This is a genomic window from Bordetella saccharivorans, assembly GCF_045862855.1.
Lineage (GTDB): Bacteria > Pseudomonadota > Gammaproteobacteria > Burkholderiales > Burkholderiaceae_B > Bordetella_A > Bordetella_A petrii_F.
This window is the reverse complement of record NZ_BAAFZO010000001.1, coordinates 4,734,288-4,753,453: the sequence shown is the minus strand read 5'-3', so window position 1 is coordinate 4,753,453 and position 19,166 is coordinate 4,734,288. Positions and strand designations below refer to the sequence as shown.

General features: G+C 69.7%; 19 protein-coding genes. 10 read left to right on the top strand and 9 right to left on the bottom strand.

The window, feature by feature from the left end; all coding sequences use genetic code 11:
• The first annotated feature begins 17 nt into the window (after positions 1-17).
• From fdx to ACKTT0_RS22735, 3 genes are read left to right on the top strand one after another with little or no spacing between them, the layout of a single operon-like run.
• Positions 18-359, top strand: a complete 342-nt coding sequence (gene fdx / locus ACKTT0_RS22745; RefSeq protein ID WP_407852013.1) for an ISC system 2Fe-2S type ferredoxin — start codon at positions 18-20, stop codon at positions 357-359.
• Complete coding sequence (iscX, locus tag ACKTT0_RS22740) at positions 359-553, top strand: Fe-S cluster assembly protein IscX (RefSeq protein ID WP_407852012.1); 195 nt, start codon at positions 359-361, stop codon at positions 551-553. Before fdx ends, iscX begins: the two co-directional genes overlap by 1 nt.
• A gap of 3 nt (positions 554-556) precedes the next feature.
• Entirely contained in the window at positions 557-1,447 is an 891-nt protein-coding gene (locus tag ACKTT0_RS22735) for a methylglyoxal synthase (protein WP_407852011.1), read from the top strand.
• Between the two features lie 20 nt (positions 1,448-1,467).
• Here ACKTT0_RS22735 and ACKTT0_RS22730 read toward each other — a convergent pair whose 3' ends face one another.
• The 6 genes from ACKTT0_RS22730 to ACKTT0_RS22705 all read right to left on the bottom strand — a co-directional run bounded on the left by ACKTT0_RS22730 (position 1,468) and on the right by ACKTT0_RS22705 (position 7,908).
• Positions 1,468-1,776: a preprotein translocase subunit TatB gene (locus tag ACKTT0_RS22730; protein WP_407852010.1), complete on the bottom strand. Its 309-nt coding sequence runs from the start codon at positions 1,774-1,776 to the stop codon at positions 1,468-1,470.
• 15 nt (positions 1,777-1,791) lie between these two features.
• The gene (gene lysS, locus ACKTT0_RS22725; RefSeq protein ID WP_407852009.1) at positions 1,792-3,312 is read right to left on the bottom strand and encodes a lysine--tRNA ligase; all 1,521 of its coding nucleotides are present in this window, start codon (positions 3,310-3,312) and stop codon (positions 1,792-1,794) included.
• Positions 3,313-3,318: 6 nt separating this feature from the next.
• On the bottom strand, positions 3,319-4,074 hold the full coding sequence (locus ACKTT0_RS22720) for an SDR family oxidoreductase (protein ID WP_407852008.1): 756 nt from the start codon (positions 4,072-4,074) through the stop codon (positions 3,319-3,321).
• Between the two features lie 49 nt (positions 4,075-4,123).
• Positions 4,124-5,228 (bottom strand): peptide chain release factor 2 gene (gene prfB / locus ACKTT0_RS22715; RefSeq protein WP_407852007.1). Its coding sequence is split into 2 segments (ribosomal slippage): positions 4,124-5,146 and positions 5,148-5,228, totalling 1,104 coding nucleotides; the frame shifts between segments, so codons are not numbered across the junction.
• A gap of 47 nt (positions 5,229-5,275) precedes the next feature.
• Positions 5,276-6,976 carry a single-stranded-DNA-specific exonuclease RecJ gene (recJ, locus tag ACKTT0_RS22710; protein WP_407852006.1) on the bottom strand — a complete coding sequence of 567 codons (1,701 nt, stop codon included), beginning with the start codon at positions 6,974-6,976 and terminating at the stop codon, positions 5,276-5,278.
• Complete coding sequence (locus ACKTT0_RS22705; RefSeq protein ID WP_407852005.1) at positions 6,958-7,908, bottom strand: hypothetical protein; 951 nt, start codon at positions 7,906-7,908, stop codon at positions 6,958-6,960. Before ACKTT0_RS22705 ends, recJ begins: the two co-directional genes overlap by 19 nt.
• Before the next feature lie 132 nt (positions 7,909-8,040).
• Between ACKTT0_RS22705 and ACKTT0_RS22700 the strand changes: the two genes are divergently transcribed.
• The 7 genes from ACKTT0_RS22700 to greB all read left to right on the top strand — a co-directional run bounded on the left by ACKTT0_RS22700 (position 8,041) and on the right by greB (position 15,854).
• Complete coding sequence (locus ACKTT0_RS22700; protein ID WP_407852485.1) at positions 8,041-9,273, top strand: lipoprotein-releasing ABC transporter permease subunit; 1,233 nt, start codon at positions 8,041-8,043, stop codon at positions 9,271-9,273.
• Positions 9,266-9,973, top strand: a complete 708-nt coding sequence (locus tag ACKTT0_RS22695; RefSeq protein ID WP_407852004.1) for an ABC transporter ATP-binding protein — start codon at positions 9,266-9,268, stop codon at positions 9,971-9,973. Before ACKTT0_RS22700 ends, ACKTT0_RS22695 begins: the two co-directional genes overlap by 8 nt.
• A 65-nt stretch (positions 9,974-10,038) precedes the next feature.
• Positions 10,039-10,845, top strand: coding sequence for a TatD family hydrolase (locus ACKTT0_RS22690; RefSeq protein WP_407852003.1), 807 nt, complete (start codon positions 10,039-10,041; stop codon positions 10,843-10,845).
• 149 nt (positions 10,846-10,994) lie between these two features.
• Positions 10,995-13,403, top strand: a complete 2,409-nt coding sequence (locus ACKTT0_RS22685; protein WP_407852484.1) for a DNA internalization-related competence protein ComEC/Rec2 — start codon at positions 10,995-10,997, stop codon at positions 13,401-13,403.
• Positions 13,404-13,463: 60 nt separating this feature from the next.
• Positions 13,464-14,399: an alpha/beta fold hydrolase gene (locus ACKTT0_RS22680; RefSeq protein WP_407852002.1), complete on the top strand. Its 936-nt coding sequence runs from the start codon at positions 13,464-13,466 to the stop codon at positions 14,397-14,399.
• A gap of 42 nt (positions 14,400-14,441) precedes the next feature.
• Positions 14,442-15,287 (top strand): 3',5'-nucleoside bisphosphate phosphatase, encoded by an 846-nt coding sequence (locus ACKTT0_RS22675; RefSeq protein WP_407852001.1) that lies wholly within the window; start codon positions 14,442-14,444, stop codon positions 15,285-15,287.
• A 6-nt stretch (positions 15,288-15,293) separates the two neighbouring features.
• Positions 15,294-15,854: a transcription elongation factor GreB gene (greB, locus tag ACKTT0_RS22670; RefSeq protein WP_407852000.1), complete on the top strand. Its 561-nt coding sequence runs from the start codon at positions 15,294-15,296 to the stop codon at positions 15,852-15,854.
• Positions 15,855-15,965: 111 nt separating this feature from the next.
• Here the strand turns inward: greB and ACKTT0_RS22665 are convergent, their stop codons facing one another.
• Genes ACKTT0_RS22665 through ACKTT0_RS22655 form a run of 3 tightly spaced genes read right to left on the bottom strand, consistent with a single transcriptional unit; the run spans position 15,966 to position 18,886 of the window.
• Positions 15,966-16,994, bottom strand: coding sequence for a DctP family TRAP transporter solute-binding subunit (locus ACKTT0_RS22665; RefSeq protein WP_407851999.1), 1,029 nt, complete (start codon positions 16,992-16,994; stop codon positions 15,966-15,968).
• A 57-nt stretch (positions 16,995-17,051) separates the two neighbouring features.
• A complete protein-coding gene (locus ACKTT0_RS22660) occupies positions 17,052-18,350 on the bottom strand; it encodes a TRAP transporter large permease (protein ID WP_407851998.1) in 1,299 nt (432 codons plus the stop codon).
• Positions 18,347-18,886, bottom strand: coding sequence for a TRAP transporter small permease (locus ACKTT0_RS22655; RefSeq protein WP_407851997.1), 540 nt, complete (start codon positions 18,884-18,886; stop codon positions 18,347-18,349). Before ACKTT0_RS22655 ends, ACKTT0_RS22660 begins: the two co-directional genes overlap by 4 nt.
• Between the last annotated feature and the right edge of the window lie 280 nt (positions 18,887-19,166).

Below are 19,166 nucleotides of genomic sequence, written 5' to 3'. Positions count from 1 at the left end.
ACCGCCCATTCGAACTTATGCCTAAACTGACTGTATTGCCCCATCCGGACGTCTGCCCCGACGGCGCCGTGATCGAAGACGCGCCGCAGGGCAAGTCGATCTGCCGCGTGCTGCTCGACAATCACATCGAGATCGAGCATGCCTGCGAGCTGTCGTGCGCCTGCACCACCTGTCATGTGATCGTGCGCGAAGGTTTTTCCTCGCTCGAGGAGGCTTCCGACGACGAGGAAGACCTGCTCGACAAGGCCTGGGGGCTGAGCTCCACTTCGCGCCTGTCCTGCCAGGCCCTGGTGGCCGATGCCGACCTGACCGTCGAGATTCCCAAGTACACTATCAATCACGCCAAAGAGGGTCATTGATGAAGTGGGTCGATACATATGACATCGCGGCCGCGCTGGCCGATGCGCATCCGGACGTGGATCCCAACACGGTGCGCTTCACGCAGCTGCGAGAGTGGGTGCTGGCCCTGCCGGGCTTCGACGACGACCCGGCCCATTGCGGCGAGAAGATCCTGGAGGCCATCCAGATGGCCTGGATCGACGAGGCGGACTGACCCATGGCGTCCGCTCCCGCCGGATTGCGCTTCGGCCTGGCGGCCAACCGCCTGCATCACGAAACTCCCGACGCGGCGCTGTTTTCCTGGCTGAGGGCCAGTTCGCCGGCGATCCGCGAGCTGGGCGTGCAGCTGCACACCGTGGGGCGCACGCACGATGCCATCGTGCGCGAGGGCATGCTGCAGGGCTATCCCGGCCTCATCCGCTATCCGTACGGGCGCGAGGGCGGCCTGATGAAGCTGGTGGCCCGGGTGACCGAGGGCCGCGAAGGCGAGGCGCCGTTCGACGGGGCCATCTACCTGATCGACCCGGTCGATCCGTCATCCATTTTCCCCGAGGCGCTGGCGCTCAAGCGCCAGTGCATCACGCACGGGCGGCCGTTCATTTCCACGCTGGCCGGCGCCATCGAATGGATGGAAGTAGAGCGGTTGCACGCCGGGCTGCGGCCGGATCCCTCCGTGTCCCGCCTGTTCGATTTCGGGCGCCACACCCTGGCGCTGATTTCGCACGATGCGCTCAAGGACCAGATGGTCGCGTTCGCGGCCGAGCATTTCGACCTGCTGTCGAAGTTCGAACGGCGCGTGGCCACCGGCACGACGGGCGCGCGCCTGAACGAGCTGGCCTGGGCGCGCGGCTGGCCGGCCGACCGTCCCTGGGTGCACCGCTACTTGAGCGGCCCGCTGGGCGGCGACGCCCAGATCGCCGAACTGGTGCTCGAGCACCAGTGCCAGCGCGTGATCTTCTTTGAGGATCCGCATGTGGCGCGCCAGCACGAGGCCGATATCCAGTTGCTGGAGCGGGCCGTGCGGGTAGTGACGGAATCGGCGATTTGCGCGACGTCCCCGTCGGTGGCCCGGCGCTGGGCCCAGGCAATGGAGCGGCGCGCGGCCTGACCGGCCAACCGGCCGCGCATTCAGCGCGGCCGTTTCAGCAGCGCGGCGACCGCGCAGGCAATCGACAGCACCAGCAGCAGACCGGCGATGCGCAGCAGCCCCGTGCCGCCCAGCACGTCGCCGCCGCCCGTCACGGTGCCGGATATCCCGCCCAGCCAGAGCAGCGCGCAGAACAGGGCCAGGACGAACAACAGCACCGCCGCGCTGGCCAGCAGCGTCAGCATCAGGCGTCCCGCGCGGGGCGGCGCGGCGGGACCGCGCCGCTTCGGCAGGACGACATACAGCAGCAGGACGATGAAGACCGCGATGATCAGCAGCTTGACGAGCATGGCGGCCGGGTCCGGTCAGTCTTCGCGCCGCAGGTGCGGGAACAGGATGACGTCGCGGATGCTGGCGCTGTCGGTCAGCAGCATGACCAGGCGGTCGATGCCGATGCCGCAGCCGCCGGTGGGCGGCATGCCGTATTCGAGCGCCCGGATGTAGTCCGCGTCATAGTACATGGCTTCTTCGTCGCCGGCGTCCTTGGCCTCGACCTGGGCGCGGAAGCGCTCGGCCTGGTCTTCCGGATCGTTCAGCTCGGAGAAGCCGTTGGCGATCTCGCGGCCGGTCATGAACAGCTCGAAGCGCTCGGTGATGCCCGGGCGGGTGTCCGAGGCGCGCGCCAGCGGCGAGACCTCGACCGGGTAGTCGACGATGTAGGTCGGATTCCAGAGCTGCGCTTCGGCGGTTTCCTCGAACAGCGCCAGCTGCAGGGCGCCCAGGCCGGCGCGCGCCAGCACCGGGCTGTCGACGTCCGCGCCCAGCTTCTTGAGTTCGCCGCGCAGGAAGGCGGCGTCGTCGAGCTGGGCCTGGGTATAGCCGCTGGTGTACTTCAGGATGGCCTCGCAGATGGTGAGGCGGTCGAACGGCCTGGACAGGTCCAGCTCGCGTTCCTGGTAGGTCAGCACCGCGCTGCCGGTGGCGGCAATGGCCGCCTGGCGCAGGATCTGCTCGGTGAAGTCCATCAGCCAGCGGTAATCCGCATAGGCCGCGTAGAACTCCATCATGGTGAATTCAGGGTTGTGGCGCGGGCTGACGCCTTCGTTGCGGAAGTTGCGGTTGATTTCGAACACGCGTTCGAAGCCGCCCACGATCAGCCGCTTCAAGTAGAGCTCGGGCGCGATGCGCAGGAACATTTCCATGTCCAGCGCATTGTGGTGGGTGGCGAACGGCTTGGCCGCCGCGCCGCCCGGAATGGGATGCAGCATGGGCGTCTCGACTTCGAGGAAGCCGGCGTCCAGCATGACCTGGCGAATGCTGCCCACGGCCTTGCTGCGCACCTCGAAGGTGCGGCGGGTGGCCTCGGTCATGATGAGATCGACATAGCGCTGGCGGTAGCGCAGCTCCTGGTCGGCCACGCCATGGAACTTGTCGGGCAGCGGCCGCAGCGATTTCGACAGCAGGCGGGCCGTGGCGGCGTGCACCGAGAGTTCGCCCTTGTTGGTCTTGAATACCGTGCCTTCGACCGCGATGATGTCGCCGATGTCCCACTGCTTGAACGCGGCGTAGGCCTCGTCGCCGAGCGTGCCGCGCTCCAGGTAGACCTGGATGCGGCCGCTGCCGTCCTGCACGGTGGCGAAGCTGGCCTTGCCCATGACGCGCTTGAGCATCATGCGGCCCGCCACCTTGACGCGCACCCCGGCGGCGGCCAGAGCCTCCTGGTCTTGCTCGCCATACTGGCGGTGCAGGTCGGCGGCGTGCGCGTCCGGCACGAAGTCGTTGGGATACGCGACGCCGGCTTCGCGCAGTTTGGACAGCTTGGCGCGCCGTTCGGCGATCAAGCGGTTTTCGTCCTGGGCGGCCGGGGCGGGCGAATGGTCGGTCATGGTGGGTCAGTCGTAATTGCGGATATCGTCGATTTCGGTGTTGCCGAAATCATCGCGGTCTAGATAGGCCAGGATGCGGGCCGCGACCGCTGCGGGAGCGGCGAGCTTGCCGGTGGCGTGGAATTCCTGGAACTTGGCCAGCGCCGGGAAGCTGGCCGGGTCGCTGGCGCGGATGGCCTGCTGCATGTCGGTGTCGACGATGCCTGGAGCCAGGGCCACGGCGCGCACGCCTTCTGGCCCCTGTTCCTGCTTGAGTACCCGGGTGTACATGTCGAGGGCGGCCTTGGAGGCGCAGTAGACGCCCCAGCCGGCGTTGGGGTTGCGACCGGCGCCCGAGGAAATATTCAGCACGCGGCGGTCGGCCCGCAGGCCATGGACGGCTGCCACGAAGCGGGCGGTCAGCAGCATCACGGCGGAGACGTTCAGGGTGAACGCCGCGGCGATGGCGGGGCCGTCGACCAGTTCCGCGGCGGCGGCCACGGGCTGTACGGTGCCGGCGTTGTTGATCAGCAGATAGCGCCCGGCGTCGCGGGGCAGGGCGGCGGCAATGCGCTCGGCGGCCTGCGCCGCCGCGGACAGATCGGCCAGGTCGACCTGGATCTGCTCGAGTTCGGCGCCCTGCGCGCGGGCGTGGGCGGCCAGGTCCGGATCGGCGCGGCGGGCGAGGGTGATGAGCCGCGTGCCGGGCCGGGCCAGGCCGCGCGCCAGGGCGGCACCGATGCCGCGCGAGGCGCCGGTCAGGATTGCGATCGTGTCGGTCATGCGCTTGCCTCTGAAAGAGATGGGGACGCCCGCAGGCGCCGCCGGGGAATCACACGCCTTGCTTCAGGCTGGCCTGGATGAAGGTGTCCAGGTCGCCGTCCAGGACCTTCTGGGTGTTGGAGATTTCCACGTTGGTGCGCAGGTCCTTGATACGGCTCTGGTCGAGCACGTACGAACGGATCTGGTGGCCCCAGCCCACGTCGGTCTTGGAGTCCTCGAGTTTTTGCTGCTCGGCCATGCGGTTGCGCATTTCCAGCTCGTAGAGCTTGGATTTCAGCATCTGCATGGCTTCGGCGCGATTGCGGTGCTGCGAGCGGTCGTTCTGGCACTGGACCACGATGCCGGTGGGGATGTGGGTCAGGCGCACGGCCGAGTCGGTCTTGTTGATGTGCTGGCCGCCCGCGCCGCTGGCGCGATAGGTATCCACGCGCAGGTCGGCCGGGTTGACCTCGATCTCGAAGGAGTCGTCGACCTCGGGGTATACGAACACGCTGGCGAACGACGTATGGCGCCCGCCGGACGAGTCGAACGGGCTCTTGCGCACCAGGCGGTGCACGCCGGTTTCGGTGCGCAGGTAACCGAAGGCGTACTCGCCTTCCAGCTTGATGGTGGCGGACTTGATGCCGGCCACTTCGCCTTCGGATTCTTCCAGGACCTCGGCCTTGAAGCCCTTGCGCTCGGCGTACTTCAGGTACTGGCGCAGCAGCATGGACGCCCAGTCCTGCGCTTCGGTGCCGCCCGCGCCCGCCTGGATGTCCAGGAAGCAATTGAGCGGGTCGGCCGGGTTGGAGAACATGCGGCGGAATTCCAGGCCCTCGAGCTGCTGCTGGAAGCCGTCGGCATCGCGCTCGATCGACTCGAGCGTGGCGTCGTCGGCGTCGGCCGCGGCCAGCTCGAACAGCTCCTGGGAGTCGGCGATGCCGCTGCGCAGGGCGCTCAGCGTCTCGACCACGTCTTCGAGGGATTTCTTTTCACGGCCCAGGTCCTGGGCGTGCTTGGGGTCGTTCCAGACCGCCGGGTCTTCGAGTTCGGCGTTGACGACCTGCAGGCGTTCGGCCTTCAGATCGTAGTCAAAGATACCCCCGTAGCGCCTGCTCGCGCTCTGCGTAGTCGGCAAGGCGGGCGGCGAGCTGGTTCTGGCGTTCGGCTTCCATGGTGCTTCCTGGTGGCTATTGTGCGAAACCCAGCATTTTAACGTGGATTATTCGGCATGCTCGACGACCAGCTGGGCCGATACCATGCCGTTCCAGATGTTGGGTTCGAGCCGGTACGCCACCTGGACGCGCTCGGGCAGCGACTGGTCGTGGCCGAACCAGATGGCGTCGAAGCGCTGGTGGCCGCGCTCGAGCGACAGCTTGAGGTGTTTTTCGCCCACCAGCCGCTGATTGCGCACGGTGAATTCGTCCAGGAACAGCGGCGCGGCGAAACCCGCGCCCCAGACCTGCTGCTGCAGCAACGTGGCGACGTCGGCGTTGGCGTAGCCCGACTCGAGCGAGCCGTCGGTCTCGATCAGCGGTTCGAAGGTGGCGCGGCCGGTCAGTTCGCGCACCGCGGCGTCGAACGCCGGCGCGAAGGCGGCGAAATCGTCGCGGCCCAGCGTCAGCCCCGCCGCCATGGCATGCCCGCCGAATTTGCGGATGAGCCCGGGGTGGCGCTTGGATACGAGGTCGAGCGCGTCGCGCAGGTGTACGTCGGGGATCGACCGGCCGGACCCGCGGATTTCGTCGTCGCCGGCCGGCGCGAAGGCCAGGGTGGGACGCCAGAATTTCTCTTTCAGGCGCGAGGCGACCAGGCCGACCACGCCCTGGTGCCAGCCTGGATCGAAGACGCACACCGAAGCGCCCGCGGCGTTGTCGGCGGCTTCCATGGCCGCCAGCGCCTGCTCGCGCATCTCGGCTTCGATGCCGCGCCGTTCGCGGTTGATCTGGTCGAGCTGGCGCGCCATCTCGAGGGCTTGCGCCTCGTCGTCGGTGGTCAGGCAGGCGATGCCCAGGCTCATGTCGGCCAGCCGGCCGGCCGCGTTGATGCGCGGCCCCAGGGCGAAGCCCAGGTCGAAGCCGCAGGCGCTGCGCGGCTCGCGCGCCGCCACCGCGAACAGGGCGCGCACGCCCGGTTGCATGCGGCCGGCGCGCATGCGCTGCAAGCCCTGGGTGACCAGCAGCCGGTTGTTGCCATCGAGCTTGACCACGTCGGCGACCGTGCCCAGGGCGACCAGGTCGGCCAGTGCGTCCAGGCGCGGCCCGCCGTCGGGAGGATAGGCGCCGCGCCGGCGCAGTTCGGCGCGCAGCGCCAGCATCAGGTAGAAGATGACGCCCACCCCGGCCAGGTTCTTGGACGGGAAACCGCAACCCGGCTGGTTCGGGTTGACGATGGCCAGCGCATCCGGCAGCGTGTCGCCGGGCAGGTGGTGATCCGTGACCACCACGCCGATGCCGGCCGCATTGGCGGCGGCCACACCGTCGACGCTGGCGATGCCATTGTCCACCGTGATGATCAGGTCCGGCTTGCCGCCGCGGTGCGCGCACGCCAGCTCGACCACGGCCGGCGACAGGCCATAGCCCGTTTCGAAACGGTTGGGCACCAGGAAGTCGACGTTCGCGCCGAATGCCCGCAGCGCGCGCAGCCCCACGGCGCATGCGGTGGCGCCGTCGCAGTCGTAGTCGGCCACGATCAGGAGCCGTTGGCCGCGCGCAATCGCATCGGCCAGGATCCGCGCGGCGTGCTCGGCGTGGGTCAGCCCCGCGGGCGGCAGCAAGGCGGGCCAGGCCAGCCGGGTCTGGTCGGGATGCGTGACGCCGCGCGCCGCCCACAGGCGCGCCAGCAGCGGATGTATGCCCGCCGCCTCGAGGATGCGGCGGGCGTCGGGATCGGGCGAGCGGACAGTCAGACGGGGCGAGACCACCAGGCGTTCCAGTTCTTCTTGGGTGCGGGCAGCCAGGACAGCAGGCGGCCGCGCGGTTTAAGGGTCAGGGTGGCGCGGCGGTCGCCGCCCAGCAGGATCAGTTGCACGGGCCGGGCCGGCAGGCCGGCATGGTCTGCCAGCGGCTTCAGGTGGCGCCGGTCCAGTTCGGCCAGCGCGTCGAGCCAGCCGGCCCAGTCGCCGGCGCGATGGGGCGCCTCGAGCTGGCTGGCGATGTCGGCCGGCGCGACGGTGCTGGCCGGGGCTGGCCAGGCCGCGGCGCCGCCGTACAGCCAGAGCGCGTTGACGGGCGGCGCGCCGCGTGCGGCGCGGGTTTCGTTGACGGGGTGTTCGTGCCACGCCATCTGGATTTCGTTCAGCAGGCGGCGCCAGGGGCGCATGGCGGGGTCCTGGCTCCACCAGTCGCGCAGCGGCTGGCCCGCGACCGCGGCGGGGCTGGCGCTGCGCGGCGCCAGCCCCGCCGGCAGATGCAGCCGCCAGCGCTGCGGCGCGAGCGGATCGGCGGCGAAGCCGGCCGCGTCGATGCAGGGCCGCGCCGTGTCCAGCAAGGCCGCCGCTTCGTCGGCGCGCAGGTCCATCGTGGCCGGGTCGAGCAAGGTGGCCTGGTCCGTGCCGAGCGAGAGATGCGTCAGCTCGGCCAGCCAGACCGGCTTGCCGTCCGCCCCGGCCGGGCCGGCCAGCAAGGGGCCCAGTCCGGCGCCGAGCGGTTCGCCGGCCGCCGGCCGGTAGCCGGCCCGTTCCAGCTGCCAGGCTTCGTAGGGCGTGCAGCCGTGTTCGCGCGGATCGAAGGCGGCCACGTGCGCAGCGCCGGCCTGCAGCCAGCCATGCAGCACCGGCGCGCGCTGCGGCAGCAGCCGGGCCAGTTCGGCGGCGACGGGCAGGGGGGGCAGGGCGCCCGGAATGGCAATGAGCATGGCGCCGATTGTAGTCCCAGGGTCGGCCGCTGCCGCAAGGCGGCCGTCGCTGGCCGCCGACGCCGTTAATGCCATAATGCGCAGGTGCTGAAAATACCTTACGAACTATGGATCGGCGCCCGCTACGCGGGCATGGCCCGCATCCGCCAGCGACGCGGGCGCCGCGATCGCTTCATCTCGTTCATCGCGGCTACCTCGATGGCCGGCATCGCCCTGGGCGTGGCCGCGCTGATCGTGGTCTTGTCGGTGATGAACGGTTTCCAGAAAGAAGTGCGCGACCGCATGTTGTCGGTGCTGCCGCACATCGAGCTGTACATTCCCGGCGCCGTGCCCGAGCGGGTGCTGGAGCAATGGCGCCAGTTCGCCGACGCGGCCGAGCGCAATCCGGAGGTCAGGGGCGCTGCTCCGTTCGTGGCCGCGCAGGCCATGCTGGCGCGCGGCCAGGCGCTGCGCGGCGTGCAGGTGCGCGGCATCGACCCGGCCACCGAGGGACAGGTATCCGACATTCCCGGCCAGATGTCCAGCGGCAAGCTCGCCGACCTGAAGCCCGGCAGTTTTGGCGTCGTGCTGGGCAGCGACCTGGCCGGCGCGCTTGGCGTGCAGGTCGGCGACACGCTGCTGATGCTGGCGCCGCAAGGCTCGATCAGCCCGGCCGGCTTCACGCCGCGCATGCGGCAGTTCACGGTGGTGGGCACCTTCACGTCGGGCCACTACGAATACGATTCCAGCCTGGCCTTTATCGACGCGCAGGACGCGGCGCGGGTGTTCCGCGACAGCGGCACCGCGGGCGTGCGCCTGCGCGTGGCCGACATGCAGCGCGCGCCCCAGGTGGCGGTCGACCTGGCCAAGACGCTGCCGCCCTACGTGATGGCCAGCGACTGGTCTCGCAACAACCGCACCTGGTTCGCGGCGGTGCAGACCGAGAAGCGCATGATGTTCCTGATCCTGGCGCTGATCGTCGCGGTGGCGGCGTTCAACCTGCTGTCCTCGCTGGTCATGGCCGTCAAGGACAAGCAGTCGGATATCGCCATCCTGCGCACGCTGGGCGCGGGGCCGGGCGAGGTGGCCCGCATCTTCCTGGTGCAGGGCGCACTGATCGGCGTGGTGGGCACCGTGGTGGGCGTGCTCGGAGGCATGCTCATCGCCTACAACGTAGGCGTGATCGTGCCGTTCATCGAGGGCCTGCTGGGCATCCATTTCCTGCCGCGCGAAATCTACTTCATCAGCGAATTGCCGTCCGACCCGCAATCCGGCGACATCATCACCATCGGCGTGACCTCGCTGGTGTTGTCGCTGCTGGCCACCCTGTATCCCAGCTGGCGCGCGTCGCGCCTGCAACCCGCCCAGGTGCTGCGCCATGACTGACACCGTGCTCACTCCGGCCGGCGATACGCCGGCGCTGCAAGCCCGCAACCTGGTAAAGACCTACGACGAGGGGCCGGCGCGCATCCAGGTGCTGGACAACGTCAGCCTGAGCGTCGCGCGCGGCGAGATGGTGGCCATCGTGGGCGCCTCCGGCTCGGGCAAGAGCACGCTGCTGCACATCCTGGGGCTGCTCGACGTGCCGAGCGCGGGCGAGGTCACGGTGGATGGCGTGGCGGCCGCGGGCCTGTCGGAAGGGCAGAAGAGCGCCTTGCGCAACCGCAGCCTGGGCTTCGTGTACCAGTTCCATCACCTGCTGCCCGAGTTCTCGGCGCTGGACAACGTCGCGATGCCGTTGATCGTGCGCCGCGAGTCCCGCGATACGGCGCGCGCGGCAGCGCGCAAGGTGCTGGCCCTGGTGGGGCTGGCCGCGCGGGAAGGACATTTCCCCGGCCAATTGTCGGGCGGCGAGCGCCAGCGCGTGGCGCTGGCGCGCGCGCTGGTCACCCGGCCCGCTTGCGTGCTGGCTGACGAACCTACCGGCAACCTCGACCGCGGCACGGCGCACAGGATGTTCGAGTTGCTGACTCAAGTAAACCGGGAATCCGGCACGGCGTTTGCTATCGTGACGCACGATGCCGAACTGGCCGCCCTGGCCGACCGTCAACTGCTGATGGAGCGCGGGCAACTGGTGTCGGGCTAGGGCGTGTCGCCCGCCGCCCGGCCGGTGCGCGCCTTCGTCCGGTGCCGACCGGCCCCCGACTTGCCATGCTGATCGACACGCACTGCCATCTCGATGCCGCTGAATTCGACGCCGACCGCCTGGACGTCGCCCGCGCCGCGCGGGCTGCCGGGGTCGGCGCCATCGTGATCCCGGCGGTCGAGCGGGCCAACTTCGGCGTCGTGTGCGACCTGGCCCACCAGATCGAGGGCGGTGCTTACGCATTGGGCATCCATCCGCTGTATGTCGGGCGGGCGCGGGAAGCCGACCTCGACATATTGCGCGACGCGGTGGTGGCCGCCCTGGATGACCCCCGCTTCGTGGCCATTGGCGAGATCGGCCTGGATTTCTTCGTCAGGGACATCGCCGCGGGCGAGCCACGGGCCCGCCAGGAGCGCTTCTATGACGCGCAACTGGCGCTGGCGGCCGAGTTCGACCTGCCGGTGCTGCTGCATGTGCGGCGTTCGCAGGACATCCTGCTGAAGTACCTGCGTCGCCGGCCCGGCGTGCGCGGCGGCATCGCCCATGCGTTCAACGGCAGCGCCCAGCAGGCCGCGGCGTTCGTCGAACGTGGCTTTGCGCTGGGGCTGGGCGGAGCCATGACATTCGAACGCGCCTTGCAGATCCGCCGCCATGCGACGGAGACGGGGCTGGAGCACCTGGTGCTCGAGACCGATGCGCCCGATATTCCTCCCGCGTGGCTGCACCCGCCGCAGCGCCGCAACACGCCCGCGCAACTGCCGCGCATTGCCGCCGTGCTGGCCCAGTTGCGCGGCGCCGGGGTCGACGACATTGTCCGCGCCACCAGCGCCAACGCCCGGCGCGTCTTGCCGCGCCTGGCTGCGCAACAGTAGCGGCCCGGGATCGGGCCCGGGCCGCCGTCCGGCGTGCCGCCTGCGGCCGCCACGCATGGGCTTTTCCGTTCACCCGCCATGTCCCCGGAGTCACCGCGTCCTTACGCTGTGCGCTTTGGGAGAAGAACATCGTAGGGCGCTTGTTCCTGTTGGCCATCGTCGCCGGCACGGCGGCGGTCCAGCGTTGGCCGGCGTTGCCCGCCCTGGGCGCCTGGCTGTTGTCCTGGCTGCTGGCCGCGCTGGCGTGCTCGGCGGTCCTGCTGCTGCGGCGCGGCCGGGGCTGGGCGCGGCGGGTGGCCGCCTCCTGGCTGGGCCTGAGCCTGGGCATCGCGTGCGCCATCTGGCAGGCGCAGGAACGGCTGGCCGACACGCTTGCCGCCCGGCATCATGACGCCGTCTCGCGTCTGGTAGTGCGGGTGGCCGACTTGCCGCAGGGCGATGGCAGCCAATGGCGCTTCCTGGCCGACACCATGCCCGACCGCCCGGCCGGCATTCCGGCGCGGCTGGCGGTAAGCTGGCGTGCGCTGCCAGGGACGGGCGCCGGCTTGCCGGACCTCGTGCCCGGCCAGCTGTGGCAGATGGCGCTGGTGTTGCGCCGCCCCCATGGCTTGCGCAATCCCGACGGCTACGATGCCGAGGGCCGGTTGTTCGCACTGGGCATACGCGCGACCGCCACGGTGCGCGGCACGCCGCGCCTGCTCGACGGCCAGGCCGGGTTCGACGCCGGCATCTGGATCCAACGCATCCGCCACCGGGTGCGGGCGGGCATGCGGCGCGCCCTCGGCGAACGCCGCTATGCGCCCGTATTGATCGCGCTGGCCATGGGCGACCAGGCTGGCGTGGCGCGCGAAGATTGGCGCATTTTCAACCGCAGCGGCATCACGCACCTGGTGTCCATCAGCGGTATGCACGTCACGCTGATCGCCGGCCTGGGCGCCATGCTGGCCGCCGCGCTCTGGCGGCGCGCGCGATGGCGCGGCGCGAGCCTGGCGGAGTACCTCCCGGCGCAGGTCGTTGGCGCGGCGGCGGCGCTTGGCGTGGCGCTCTTGTATTGCCTGCTGGCGGGCTGGGGCGTGCCGGCGCGGCGCACTTTTTTCATGCTGGCGGTGGTCGCGCTTGCCGCCATGGCGCGCCTGCCGCTGTCGCCGTCGCGCGTGCTGGCGCTGGCCGCGGCGGCCGTGGTCCTGCTCGACCCCTGGGCCACCCTGGCGCCGGGTTTTTGGCTGTCGTTCGGCGCCGTGGCCATCTTGCTGCGCGCGGCTGCTCCAGCGGCCGCCAGCCTGGCCGCGCCCGGCTGGCTGGCCCGGCTGCGCGGGCTGCTGGCCGAGTTCACGCGCGTCCAGGCGGCCATTACGCTGGGCCTGGTGCCCTTGCTGGCGCAACTGCTCAATCAGGTCTCGCTTGGCTCGCCGCTGGCCAACGCCATCGCCATTCCGGTGGTCAGCTTCGTGGTGACGCCGTTGGCGCTGCTGTGCGCGGCGTTGGGCGCGCTGCCCGGGTTCGACTGGCCGGCGCGCGCCGCCGGCTGGCTGGGGCATGCGGTGTTCGACTGGACCATGCTGCCGGTCGGCTGGATCGGCGCATCGCGCTGGGCGGTGCTGGACGTGGCAACCGCGCCGTGGCCGCTGCTGGCGCTGGCGGCGCTGGGCGTGGCATGGGCCTTGCAGCCGCCTGGCTGGCCGGCGCGGGCGGCAGGCTGGTTGCTGGTGCTGCCCCTGCTGTGCTGGCGGCCCGAGCGCCCCGCGCCCGGGTTCTGGCGTCTTGCCGCGCTCGACGTGGGGCAGGGCGGCGCGGTGCTGGTCGAAACAGCCACGCAGGCGTGGCTGTTCGATACGGGCCCGGGCCATCGCGAGGCCGCCGATGCCGGCGAGCGCGTCGTAGCGCCGTATTTGCGCACGCGCGGCCATCGGCGGCTGGACGGGCTGGTGGTTTCGCACGCCGACCTGGACCATTCCGGCGGGCTCGCCAGCGTGCTCGCCGCGCTGCCCGTGGACGTGTCGTACGCTTCGTTCGACTTGCCGGCCCTGCTGCGCAAGCAGGCCGGCAATGCAGCGCAGGCGCGCCTGCCGCGCTCGGTACGGCGTTGCGCCGCAGGCACGGCGTGGCAGGCCGATGGCGTGCAATTCAAGTTCCTGCATCCGCCGGCCGAGGCTACCGCCGGGCCGGCCCGGGGCAATGCCGCCAGTTGCGTGCTGCTGATCCAGGGGCAGGCCCATGCGGCGCTGTTGCCGGGCGACATCGGCGCCGCGCAGGAACGCCGCCTGGCGCCGGACTTGCCCCGCATCGACGTGGTCATGGCACCCCACCATGGTTCCGCCACGTCATCCAGCGCCGCGCTGGTGGCCGCCACGGGCCCCCGGCACGTGATCGCGCAGGCAGGTCATCTGAACCGGTTCCGGCATCCCTCCGCGCTGGTCGAAGCCCGCTGGCGGCAGGCCGGCACGGCGTTCTGGCGCACCGACCGCGACGGCGCCGTGGTGGCGGCATCCAGCGTGGCGGGCCTGCAGGTGCGGGCGCAGCGGGCCGCACGGCGCTACTGGCATGCCGTCCAGCCGTAGAGCGGGCAGCCGGCTGCTATAAGATGTGGGCTCTTTTGCGTGGCCCCCGGAGCGTCCTCCATGCTGCAACCCCGATTCGATTTCGTCACCTGCGCCAGCCCGGCCGGCCTGCATCGCATGGCCTACTGCGAGTGGGGCGATCCAGACAACGACCGGGTGCTGCTGTGCGTGCATGGCCTGACGCGCACCGGCCGCGACTTCGACCACCTGGCGCGCCGGCTGGCCGGCGATTTCCGCGTGGTGTGCCCCGATGTGGTGGGGCGCGGCCGGTCCGACTGGCTGGCGGCGCCCGCCGGCTACACCGTGCCACAGTATGTATCCGACATGGTCACCCTGATCGCCCGGCTGCGGCCCGCCACGCTCGCATGGGTAGGGACGTCGATGGGCGGGCTGATCGGCCTGGGACTGGCCGGCGCCGCCGCGTATGCGCGCATGATGCGCGCCGCGCGCCCGCACCCGGGGGCCTGGCCGGCGGACCAGGACATCCGCCTGGAGCGCCTGGTGCTCAACGACGTGGGGCCGCGGCTCGACCCCGCCGCGCTGGGCCGCATCGGCCAGTACGTGGGGCAGCCGGGCGAGTTCGACACCTTCGGGCAGGCCGTGCAGGCGGTGCGGCAAGTGTCGGCGACCTTCGGTCCGCACAGCGACGCGCAATGGGAAGAGCTGGCGCGCCACGTATATGTCGAGCGCGACGGCAGGTGGGTCAAGCATTACGACCTGAACCTGGCGGTGCCGCTCGCGGTCGAGACCGCCGACGCCTATTCGGCCGGCGAACAGATCCTGTGGCATGCGTACGAGGCGCTGGATTGCCCGGTGCTGATCGTGCGAGGCGCGCAATCGGACCTGCTGAGCCCGGCGACCGCCGCCGAGATGCTGGCGCGCAACCCGCGCGCGCGCCTGCACGAGGTTGCCGGGGTCGGGCACGCGCCGACCTTGATGAGCGACGAGCAGATCGAACCGGTGGCCGCTTTCCTGCTGGGGGCGGGCCAGGGCTGACCGCCGCTATCCATGGGCGGGGCCGGCCTCTACAATAGGGGCATGAATAGCGCTGTCCTCAATGTCGACCTGCATTGCCATTCCACCGTGTCCGACGGCGTCCTGTCGCCGGCCGACGTGGCCCAGCGCGCCTGCGCCAATGGCGTCGACGTCTGGGCGCTGACCGACCACGATGAAATCGGCGGCCTGGCGCAGGCCGGCGCGACCGCCCGCGAACTCGGCATGCGCTTCATCACCGGCACCGAGGTTTCCGTCACCTGGGCCGGCCAGACGGTGCACATCGTCGGCCTGGGGTTCGACGCGACCGATGCCGCGCTGGCCGCAGGGCTGCGCAAGACGCGCGGCGGCCGGGCCGAGCGCGCCCGGCGCATGGGCGAGCGGCTGGCCGACATGGGCATGCCCGGCGCCTACGAAGGGGCCCTGCCGTTCGCGGGCAATCCGGAATTGGTCAGCCGCACGCATTTCGCGCGCTACCTGGTGCAGGCGGGCTATTGCCCGGACGTGCAGACAGTGTTCAACAAGTACCTGGGCGATGATTGCCCGGGCCACGTGCCCATGCAGTGGGCTTCACTGGCCGATGCCGTCGGCTGGATCATCGGCGCGGGCGGCCGGGCCGTCATCGCGCATCCCGGCCGGTACAAGTATTCCGCGTTGCAGTTCGACGCGCTGTTCGACGAGTTTCTCCAGCTCGGCGGCGTCGGTATCGAGGTCACGACCGGCAGCCATACGCCCGAAGAGGCGCGCCAGTATGCGCAGGTGGCGCGCCGCTACGGTTTCCTGGCCTCGCGTGGCTCGGATTTCCACAGCCCGCGGGAGAGCCGCGCCGACCTCGGGGCGCTGCCGCCCCTGCCCGACGACCTGAAACCGGTCTGGCACGACTGGTTCTGAAATTCCATGAACAAGGCTTTTGTCAAAGAGTCGGACCGCGACGACGAGGACGACCTGCCGGAAGCCCAGGCCCTGCCTGCCGGCATCCGCAATTACATGACCCCCGGCGGTTATGCGCGCCTGCGCGACGAGCTGGCGCACCTGATGAATGTGGAGCGGCCCGCTGTAGTGCAGGTGGTGTCGTGGGCGGCCTCCAACGGCGATCGTTCCGAGAACGGCGACTATCTCTACGGCAAGAAGCGGTTGCGCGAGATCGACCGGCGCATGCGGTTCCTGACCAAGCGGCTGGACATCGCCGAGGTGGTCGACCCGGCCGCGCAGCCCAATCGCGACCAGGTGTTCTTCGGCGCCACCGTCAGCTACCTGGACAAGGCGGGCGACACCCACACCGTGACCATCGTGGGGGTCGACGAGGCCGAGCCGCTGGCCGGCAAGATCAGCTGGATCTCGCCGGTGGCGCGCGCGCTGATCAAGGCGCGCGAGGGCGATACGGTGGTGCTGCGCACGCCGGGCGGGGTCGAGGAACTCGACATCCTGGAAGTGCGGTATCCATCGCCCGACGCCTGACGGCGCGCAAAAAAACACGGACGCCGATATCGGCGTCCGTGCTAGAGGCAAGGTTCTGGCGCCATGCCTTCCGGTGGCGGCTCGCGCCGCCATTCTCCCCTGGGCTGCTGCTTATTTCTTGCGGGCCGCGATGGATTTCTCGGCCAGCTCGACCAGGTCTTCGCCGATGCGCGATTTCCATTTGTCGTATACCGGCTTGGTGGCCTTCACGAATTCGGCGTGCTGCGCTTCGTTGAGCGAGGTGACCGTCACGCCGTGGCCTTCGATCTCCTTGAGCAGGGACGGGTCTTCCGGGGTGACGCCCTTGCGCGCAATGGCGATCTCTTTCTTGCCGGCCTCGAGCGCCGCTTCGCGCACGATCTTGCGGTCCTGCTCGGACCACGATTGCCACACTTCGCGATTCACCACGAACACCAGCGGATCGGCCACGTAGTTCCACAGCGTCAGGTACTTCTGGGCCACGTCGTACAGCTTGGCGCCGGTATAGATCGACAGCGGGTTTTCCTGCCCGTCGACGGCGCCGCTGGCCAGCGCCGGCTGGGCATCGGCCCAGCTCATCTGGGTGGGGTTGGCGCCCAGCGCGGTGAAGGTATCGATGTACAGCGGCGAACCCACCACACGCAGCTTCATGCCCTTGAGATCTTCAGGCTTGGACACCGCATGCTTGGAATTGCTGAGCTGGCGATAGCCGTTCTCGCCCCAGGCCAGCGGCACTACGCCCGCCTTTTCGATGACCTTGAACAGTTCCTGGCCGACTTCGCCTTGCACCAGCGCATCGATGGCCGCGTAGTCGGGCATCAGGAACGGCAACGAAAACAGGTTGAGCTGCTTGACCTGCGGCGACCAGTTGATGGTGGACCCCACCGCCATGTCGATCACGCCCTGGCGGATGGCCGTGAATTCGCGCGTCTGGTCACCCTGCACCAGCGACGTTCCCGGATAGACCTTGATGTTGATGCGGCCCTCGGTGCGTTCGCGCACCAGGTCGGCCCAGATCTGCGCGCCCTGGCCCCACGGAAAGGACGTGCCCACCACGATGGACAGCTTGTATTCCGACTTGTAGTTCTGGGCATGGGCGGGCGCCATGGCCAGCGTGGCGGCCGCGCACAGGGCGGCGCCGATCAGGTTGCGTAGCTTCATTGCGTCTTCTCCTCGCGATATGACATTTGTCGGTATTTGGATGGCGGCCTAGCGGCCTCAGTACCCCAGGCGGTGCGGTAGCCACAGCGCCAGCTGCGGGAATGCCAGCACGGCGACCAGCACCAGGAACATCGCGCCCAACAGCCACAGCACCCAGGGCACGGTCGACTCCATGGGCACGCGCGCGATGCGGCACGACACCATCAGGTTCACCGCCAGCGGCGGCGTGAACTGGCCGAGCGCGACCTTCAGGGTCAGGATCACGCCGAACCAGACCGGGTCCCAGCCGTAGGCATCGGCGATCGGCATCAGCAGCGGCACGAAGATCAGGAAGATCGAAATGCCGTCCAGGAACATGCCCATCGTCATCAGCAGCACGATCAACAGGGCCAGCACGCCCCATTCGCCCAGCCCCGAATTGACGATAGCGTGGGTGAGGGGGTCGATGATGCTCAGGGTGGACAGCGCCCAGGCGAAGATGCCGGCCAGCGCCACCACCATCATGATCACCGCCGACAATTCGGCCGCCTCGCGCAGGATCACGAACAGGTCGCGGACCTTGATGGTGCGGTGGATGCACATGCCCACGAACAACCCGTAGAACACCGCCACCACGGCGGCTTCGGTGGGCGTGAACCAGCCCATGCGCATGCCGCCCAGGATCAGCACCGGGGCGGCCAGGCCCCAGCTGGCCTCGCGCAGGCTGGCCCAGAATGGCGGGCGCGGCAAGTGGGCTTCCAGCGTGCCCATGTTGTGCCGGCGCGCCAGCCAGACTGTCGGCACGATCAGCGCGAGGCCCGCCAGCAGGCCTGGCACCATGCCGGCGGCGAACAGCGCGGGCACCGATGCGCCGGGCACCAGCACCGAGTAGATGATGAAAGCGATCGACGGCGGGATCAGGATGTCGGTTGCCGCGCCCGCTGCCACCACCGAGGCGGAGAAGGGGCCCGGGTAGCCGGCCCGCGCCATTGCCGCGATCATCACCGCGCCGACCGCGGCGGCGCAGGCCGGGCCGGAGCCGGAGATGCCGCCCAGGAACATTGCCACGGCGATCGCCACCAGCGGCAGCATGCCCGGGCCGCGGCCTACGATGGCGATGGCCAGGTCCACCAGGCGGCGCGCCACCCCGGATCGGTCGAAGATCGATCCCACCAGGACGAACATGGGGATGGCCAGCAGCGGGTACTTGGCCAGCCCGGCATAGAAATTCTGCGGCACCGCCAACAGGCCGAACCAGGCGACGTCCTGGTTGGACAGCACGATGGCCAGGGTCCCGGCCACGCCGAGCGCCACGCATACCGGCACGCCGATCACCATCAGGACGGCGAAGACCGCGAACAGCAGGGCGGCGATCATCGGGCCTGGCTCCGCCACAGGCGACGCAGCGTGCCCGCCGTGCGCAGCGCGATCGCCGCGGCCAGGATGGGCAGCCAGATCGAGTACCACCAGGTCGGCACGCCGATCGCCGGCGAGGTTTCCTCGTACATGTACTCGTCCATTACCAGGCGCACCGAGAGGACGGTTAGCAGGATGAAGAACAGCAGCACCACGCCGTTGGCCAGCAGCGCCAGCGCCCGCCGGCGGGCCGGCGTGCCGCCGTCTGCCACTGCCTCGATGCGGATGTGGTGGTTGCGCACGAAGGCCGCGCTGCCGCCCGCCATGGTCAGCACGATGAGCAGGAAGATCGAGATTTCTTCGGTCCAGGCGAACGACTGGTCGGTGAAGTAGCGCACCAGCACATTGGTGAAAGTGATCAGCGCCAGCACCGCCAGCACGATGACGGCCAACCAGTCTTCCACGGCCAGCGGGACTTTTACGGCGGGATCTGGTTCGGCGGGGATGATGGGCTCAACCGGCTCGGCCGGTTCGACGGCGACGTCAGGGCGGGACATTGGCAACAGCTACGAAAAGCGGGACAGAAACGTGGATCGCAGCATGCTACTCGCACCGCCGCGGTGCGTTAGTGCGTGTTTTCCCGCGGGTGAAGGGCTTTTGCAACATGCTGCGGCACAGCATCCGCGTCTTCGGCGCGCCCTTGGCATGCTTTCGGCGGCCGGGGAGGCCGGCCGATGGTACCGGTTTGTGCGTCGCGACATGAAAGTCGGGGGCGCTCTCGAATTATTTTGTAACCGCGCAGGGGGGCATGCCCGACCCGGGGGACACCGGCCGCTC